We start from the raw sequence: 7,058 nt of genomic DNA, 5'->3' as shown, positions 1-7,058 counted from the left end.
GGGGCGTCCCGCGTGGTGCTCTGCCCTCAATATTTGAGCTGGCGTTGATCCGGCTTATCGCCGCATCAATATTTCGCGATGTGTATGCCGCACCGGCCGCAGGCCGCCCGCGTCCCGCTAACGGTTGCGGACGGGACCATTCGCGAACGCACCGTACTGCGTTGACGAGTCACGTTAGCGGAACTCATAATCCAAATATGTCTAAGGCCAATCTCACCGTCCGCCTCCAGGCGGCGAAGCGCGCCACAACATCAACTGAAGGTGTGATGCGTACCGGGCTGACTACGGAGAAGAGTCGAGCCCAAGCCGCTTCTCGAATGAAAGTGGGATTGGGTCTGCAATCACAGGAAAGCCAATACCTGTTTTCGGTCGAGGATGCTGCGAAGGCAGTCATTCATCACAAGAAGGTCAGTTTTGGCTGAGGTTCCTGTCACGCAGGAACTGCTTGCTAAGGCATTTGGCGTACTCAAGCATGGCGAAATTCTTGTTGGTGGCCAGGCGCTCGCATTCTGGGCTGCTCATTATCGGGTCTCGCTAGATTCACTGGCTTTCACCGGCGCGATTTCCAAGGATGTCGATGTACTGGGCGACCGGGAAAGCGCAATAGCAATTGCGAATGCAACTCAGGGTACGGTAGAGCTGGTAGATCATACCCACGCGCTTACTGCGCTTATTGGTACTGTCAAGGTTCGTCTGAGTGGTGACGACTATGCCATCATCGATGTGCTCCATCGCCTTCTTCAAACCAATCGTGCCGAGCTCCAGGCTATTAGGGAAAGGGCGCTCGATGTGGAGGTGGCCGGCGTCGCAATGAGGGTCATGCACCCCCTCGATGTGCTCTCAAGCCGTATTGCCAACATTCGCTGGCGCGAGGAAAAGCAGGACGATCAAGGCGTTGCTCAATTAAGACTGGCCATACTTATGGCGGCCGCCTATTTGTACGACATAGCCAGCTTTGACCAAGAACTTGCGATGTATCTAGTCGAACAAACGGTGAAGATTTGCAAGGCCAGCGAAGCTGCTTGGGTAGCAAAGCACTTCGACGTGACATACCTGCCTGCTATTCCGCAAGACGCGATTGAGAATAGCAATTTCCAGGAAAAACGCTTGCCCCGTATTCGGCAGGAGCTTGGATAGAGCAGGGCTTTCATTATTGCTTGTCGGCTTGGGGAGTTAGGTACTCCGCTGGCAGCTTTGGCTGTCAACAAAGTGTCAACGCCAATGCGCGATATAGCGGTTTAATGCGGCATTGACCGAGACCCGAAGCCCCGTAAAACCTAGGAACGAGGCACATAGCGGCATAAAGCGTTTGGCGTTAGACGGACTCATAATCCTTTGGTCCAGGGTTCAAGTCCCTGCGGGCCCACCAATAGTGAAACCCCAACCGTTTCCGGTTGGGGTTTTTTCTTGCCTGATCGCGCCAGTTCCCGCGCACTGGTGCAGGTTCCTGCGAATGCCTGCGGACTTCGCCAGCCGCCCGAATTGCCCGTTCCGGGGCCGCATTCCACTTTTTCCAGGCCATTTCTCGCTCCGACCTTGCTCCCTGAAATTGGCCCGAAGTCCGCATAGTCCGAGACCGCATCCATTACATATCAATGGGGTATCCATTCGCCGCATAGAGGACGCAATAGTGCAGGTCTGAAAGCCGCGCCACATTGGGTGTAAATGGGGGCAATCGTGGAATTGATAGCACCGCCATTTCCCGATCGGGAAATGACGAACCGTATCATGCCCTAACCACACCAAACATTCCCGATCGGGAAATATTCTTTGTACTCAGGCCGGTTGTGACTGATAATTTCCCGAACGGGAAACTGAACAAGCCATGACGTCCATACGATCACCGCAACAACTAGGCGATGCACTGCGTGCTGCTCGCAAGCAACTCGGACTGACACAGCCCCAGTTGGCGCTGGCGGCTGGGGTCGGTGTGCGCTTCATTGTCGACCTTGAAGCAGGCAAGCCCACCTTACGACTGGAAAACGTGCTGCGCGTCATTGATGCCCTGGGCGGTGAGGTTCAGTTGAGTGGATTGCCATCTGCTGCTTCGGACGATCAACAAGAGGATGACCGCTATGGCGCATGAGCTGGAAGTATGGCTATTCGCCGAACGTGTCGGAACGTTGGCACTGATCGATGGGCGGCTACACGTTTGCTAAGGCTGCGGAGAATTGATACGGCATTAAACCTGGCGAAAGCCGTATCGGATTGCCTGAAGGCCCGACCCGAAGAGAGGCTGGGCCAGCAAGATTTGAGATTCCATCATGTACATTGAACCGCATCTCTTCCTCGACGACTCCGCAGCGCAGCAGCTGCAAGCGAGGCATAGCTTTCAGCTCGGCGATTACTGGGACTGTCATGACAAGCAACGCCATGCGTTTTCCGTGCAGCTAAACCTCGATGCATTGGTGGTGCTGGCAATGGATTGTGGGCGGGCGCGGCGCATATACGAGTTCATGTCCATCTGCCGTCCCGGCGATCTGTTGGCTTATGCGTATGTCTCGTGGGGTCAGTCGGCGCCAAAGGTCGTCAAGGACATTACGAAGCGCATCGCGGAACGTGTGCAAGAAGGGCGGTGGCGCATTCCTGCAGATGTGAACGTACTGCGCTACGTCGATTTTGATGGCTTGTTTTTCGATCAAGGCGACGACACCGCAGAGCTGGATGCGCTGTGGCTTCGGGCAATTGCCACCCACCCGAAGAGCGATAGCAAGCCCGTTTGGGCAGACTATCTTGTTGCCGCGTTGGATAGGGTTCGTGAAGTCCAGAGGCAGATACAGGAATCTGACGACCCGCTGATTCAGCGGCAGTTGGCGCTGATCAAGCAGAGCCGCCATTGGCGCGACTACCGCCCTTCATTGCCGCGATCTGCTGATTTGGGGCAGGTGCCGTATCAGCAGGGAATCCCGCTGGCGCTAGCTGCGCGTATTGCCCAGCTGGTGGAAGACTGGGGCCTTGAAAGTGTGTCCACTTCCGGCGGCGGTATCGACTACTGGAATATGCTGTGCCGCATGCAGTTGTCAGCTGCCGACCGTACCGGCTTGCCTCCGGCAGAAGCCTTGAGCTTGTTCGCATGTGACCGTGGTGTGCCGATTGTTGCTGCTGACTGGGGGGGCGACATTCATGTCTCGTGGGAAGGCATGTGCATTTCCGAGCTGACCGTGTTGCCGCCATGGTGGAATGTAAACCAAGCCTTGTGGGAGACAGAGGCGCCGATCGCGCCAGCCCTGTGGCGCCCCTTGTCGCTATGCGTGATCCTGGTTTCGCCCGCAGATCTGGGCGAGCGCAGGGATATGGTTTGCGAGCGCTATCCCGGCTGGTGGCTATACCGCCCCGAGCAACGCCCGGCCGACCTGGAGGCAAGCCGGAAAAAGCTCGCAGCTTTCCTCCGGCGACGCAAGCCGGCCTGATGTGTGGGGCAGAAATACAGTTAGGCGATCGCTCTTTTCAGACATTACTTGGTTAACAGTGTGCTGGCTGGTAGCGGACTAACACAGGACTGTAGGGTGACTGAGCATCGCTTTCCGCCAGCGTGGTAAAAATGAGGCCGCCGGGAGGTGGCGTTTGCCACAGCGAAGCTGCGCGATGGGCAGGGTGGATCAACCTAGCCACCGTCACGTCCGCCTGCATTACCTTGGGGCAACCATGGCCGAATACCTCTTTTCCCACCCGATAGCGCTGCGGGGCATTAACGACGGGCTGCCAGCCTTTGTGCTGGACGAAGCCATGCCGGCGGCCGAGCGTAGGCGGCAGGCCGACATCCGTATCCGCGCCGTGATTTTTCGGCTGCGGGCGCAAGGGGTGGGCGATGCGTATCTGCCCTCGTTCTTTCGCAGCGCCTATCCAGGTATTGCAGAGGCGCAATGGCAAGCGGCGATAGCGGCGCTGCGCGATGTGGCGCCGCCCCTTGATGTGGTCCTTGCCTTGCAGCGCGAAGCCGAGGCACGCGCGCTTGCGACCCGCTTGTTGTTCGAATCGCTGCAGCGATGCGGATTCAGCCTGCGAGTGGCTGAAAACCTGGCAAATCGTCGCATCGCAACCATCAGCACCGCAGTGTCGCCCAAGCAGCCCGATAGCCCACAGGCGCGTGAGCAGATACGCTTTCTCGCGCACCGCTTCGGGCCGGCGCTGCAGCGTATTGGCATGTCGGCGCAAACCATTGCCAATATGCTGCGACCGGGTTTCTGATCTTGCGTATCAAGCCGGTGAGCGCAAGGTGACATCGGCGTAAAGGCAAATGCGTTCGGATGTTGCCACCCCGGCGTTATAGGTGCCTACGTTTTCCAGGAACCGGTCGGAGTCGCCACGGTAGGCGCCTTTGCCGGTGCGCAGATCGTCGGCGGCGTTGATGCCGAATGCCATATCACCGATGCGCCATGTCCGCCCTGTCTGGGCACTAAAACGCTGTGCGTGCTTGCTGGCATCGTCGAGCAAAAAGGCACGCAGTTCTTCAACTGCCGCGTTCACGGCAGAAGCGGGCAGGGCATAGTCCAGCACCGGTTCGGTGAGCGATAGCCCCTCGATCCCGGCTCGGCGCGCGCGGGCGTCCAGGTCGTAGGCTTCTTTCACCGGAATACGTGCCGAGGCACGCATCTCTACCCGCTCATACCCCACCGCGTCGCCAACCCGGCGCATGGCGCCAAATACCCAGTCGGCTTCGATAAACCGGTCGAGTCCCATGCGGATGCGTTCTTCCAGCGCCTTTTCCTGGTAATTCTGCGTGCTGGTCAGGGCGGCGATATTGATCGATAGCTTTACATCGTGCTGCACAATGACCTTTGCTGCCTGCAGCTTAAAGCGCAGGGTGTCGTCGGCACTGCTGATCTCCAAGGTTTGCGTCATGGTGGTTGCCTCCACAAGGTGTTGATCAATGCACGCGAAGTCGGCGCGCACTCACACCCTATGCGCCGTCAAGCTCACAAGATGAGCTTTGCCAGAATCAACGAGAAATTGAGGCTAGCAGGCGAATACACACGATGCTCGCCCGCTGGCGAAAAGGCCGGCCTGATGTCTGGCGCTGAATCAGATTGGAGCTAGCCGTGTTGGGTAGCGAAGTGCGCGGGATTGGGATGGCGCTTGAGCTAACGCGTGGGGGGAGGCAGCAGGGCGAAGATACATCCAGCCGCAAGGCTGGCATGTCGTTTTCACCCCGCTTTGCGCAATCGCCTGCACAGCGTGGCCGGTTCGTCGCGCATCGCGGCGTCGCGAGCATTGCGGCGATAGAAAGCGCGCTCCAGCGCAAGGGCAGCGGCACGCCGACGGCGATAGGCGCGAAGCGCACGCTGGCCAATACGATGCAGCAAGGCGCACAGTGCCAGAAATGCGGCGAGATATAGGGTGTACTCCACAGTGACGCCTGCTATCCGGTGAGTCGACAACGATGGCAGTCTAGTTGATATTGAGATGGCTGCCGTTTAGGTGTTGTGGGTAGCGCGGGCTGGCTTGGGCATTTCGCAATGACTGTAGTCAGATGTATGGCACACCAGATAGGGGTAGTGATGGAACAGCCAGAATCAACAAAAATCCCGGGCTTGATGGATCATCCCTTGGTGAAAAAACTGCTAGCTGAATCGGAAACGAGAGATGCACTTCGCCGGATGCAGCAGGAATTCAGAACGCCGCCCTTGATCACGCCGATGGATTCAACGGCTAAGCCCGCCGCAAATCCCAAGAAATAGATGGTGCCACCACGTGCCGTTGCCGCGCCTGCAAGGGCTGTACGAGAGTCGAATCATGGAAAACCCGGCCCCATATACCCTGTCGCCAAAGCTGGACTTCAGCGAAGTTCCTGCAACTTCAAGCCTGTCATCAGTGCTCGCGACCTCGCCGCTCTGTTCAAACAGCAAGGCGCAATCACCCTTTCCGGACGGCACGTGCAATGGCGTGATGCCTGGCAGTGAACTAGCAAAGAGCTGTTGAGAGACTGAGTAACACCCGCTAGGGCAGTAGCAAAAGAGACGCTACCGGAAAGTGGTGTTTGTCTGAGCGAAGCCCCGCGCTAGCGGGCGCAACCGGGCTCCAATTGCCAAGGGCATTCCCGCCGCGCGAGGCTTCAGGCGAGAAGCTACAGGCAGAACGTGGCATTTTCAACACCGGCGAAGCAGAAACTGGCCAACCCAGGCAAGCGCGGATATGGAGTTCCGCTGCTTGCTACCTGAGTAGGCGCCGCTCGTGGCTCGATGCCGCCACTGCCAGGCATGCCGGCGATATAGTTGCTTGCCATGGCGAGGCGCACCATATGCGCAACCTTGTCAGCCCCCCGGCCCTGAGCTCGCCAGTCTCAACATCCCAACTGAACACCAGAGGCTGTTCATGTCGGGTTATCGCTTTCAGGTCGAATTCATGGCGCATGGCGAAGTTGGCTCCAAGGCCAGCTTGTGCTGCTTGTGATCATAAGCTGCAGCGCGCTACATTCACTTATCCCCGCCGTCGCTTTGGGCGTTAGAGAGCAGGTTTCCAGCAATGGATTCAGGATCACTCGCGGCGGGGTACCTCCGGTGCGTGTGAGCGCATCCCAAGGCTGGGACGGGTTAGCTGGGTATATCGGCGGTCCGGTAGCCCGAAGAAGCTGACTTCGTTTGATCACACTTGCTAACTCGCTATACTCAGCTGGTTGGCATTGTCCGCAAGAGGCTCTAGCACCGGATTCAGCGCCGTGACACTACGGCTACTGGCGAGCGGTTCAGGCGGGTTGACTAGCTGATTGTCGATGTTGGGTGGACGGCGACCCTTCACAGCCAACTCAATCCGCGCTTCTGCCCTGCAGACAGCGCGGTTTGTTTTATAGGGTGGGCAGCTTTGGGGCTGGAGCAGGCGTAGCGCCTGCCTTCTGTTGGTATCTGAAAATTCCATTTCGATGAAACGTAGTGCCAAGGCGGACTTCTAAGACCAGTTCGGTAGACTGCGGGACCATAAAAACAAGGGGTTAGCTTAGGCTAACCCCTTGTTCTTTTCCGAAGTGTCAACCGACTAAGCGGAATTAGCGTCCGTACTTCGTTCATGTGATCAGGTGAAAGATGCGCGTAGCGCATCGTCGTCTTCAATTCCGTATGGCCGAG

Annotated in this window: 8 protein-coding genes; 7 read left to right on the top strand and 1 reads right to left on the bottom strand. The window is 57.8% G+C overall.

What is annotated here, in order from left to right; genetic code table 11:
* From ACE3OH_RS17195 to ACE3OH_RS17175, 5 genes are all read left to right on the top strand, one after another.
* Positions 1-422 (top strand): hypothetical protein (locus tag ACE3OH_RS17195; protein WP_374355854.1); only part of this gene is annotated, 422 nt, incomplete at its 5' end.
* Positions 415-1,137: a hypothetical protein gene (locus ACE3OH_RS17190; RefSeq protein WP_374355851.1), complete on the top strand. Its 723-nt coding sequence runs from the start codon at positions 415-417 to the stop codon at positions 1,135-1,137. The genes ACE3OH_RS17195 and ACE3OH_RS17190, both read left to right, overlap by 8 nt.
* A gap of 688 nt (positions 1,138-1,825) precedes the next feature.
* On the top strand, positions 1,826-2,086 hold the full coding sequence (locus ACE3OH_RS17185) for a helix-turn-helix transcriptional regulator (protein ID WP_374355848.1): 261 nt from the start codon (positions 1,826-1,828) through the stop codon (positions 2,084-2,086).
* 178 nt (positions 2,087-2,264) lie between these two features.
* A complete protein-coding gene (locus ACE3OH_RS17180; protein ID WP_374355845.1) occupies positions 2,265-3,410 on the top strand; it encodes a hypothetical protein in 1,146 nt (381 codons plus the stop codon).
* Between the two features lie 235 nt (positions 3,411-3,645).
* Positions 3,646-4,188, top strand: a complete 543-nt coding sequence (locus ACE3OH_RS17175; protein WP_374355842.1) for a hypothetical protein — start codon at positions 3,646-3,648, stop codon at positions 4,186-4,188.
* Positions 4,189-4,197: 9 nt separating this feature from the next.
* Here the strand turns inward: ACE3OH_RS17175 and ACE3OH_RS17170 are convergent, their stop codons facing one another.
* Positions 4,198-4,842, bottom strand: a complete 645-nt coding sequence (locus tag ACE3OH_RS17170; protein ID WP_374355839.1) for a hypothetical protein — start codon at positions 4,840-4,842, stop codon at positions 4,198-4,200.
* A gap of 293 nt (positions 4,843-5,135) precedes the next feature.
* On the opposite strand from ACE3OH_RS17170, the gene ACE3OH_RS17165 reads away from it, so the two are divergent.
* A complete protein-coding gene (locus tag ACE3OH_RS17165) occupies positions 5,136-5,336 on the top strand; it encodes a hypothetical protein (RefSeq protein WP_374355836.1) in 201 nt (66 codons plus the stop codon).
* A gap of 162 nt (positions 5,337-5,498) precedes the next feature.
* The gene (locus ACE3OH_RS17160; RefSeq protein ID WP_374355833.1) at positions 5,499-5,678 is read left to right on the top strand and encodes a hypothetical protein; all 180 of its coding nucleotides are present in this window, start codon (positions 5,499-5,501) and stop codon (positions 5,676-5,678) included.
* Positions 5,679-7,058: the final 1,380 nt, after the last annotated feature.

The organism is Chitinimonas sp. (genome assembly GCF_041904975.1).
Classification (GTDB): Bacteria; Pseudomonadota; Gammaproteobacteria; order Burkholderiales; family Chitinimonadaceae; genus Chitinimonas.
The sequence above is the reverse complement of the archived record's forward strand: the minus strand, read 5'-3'. Positions and strand labels throughout refer to the sequence as shown.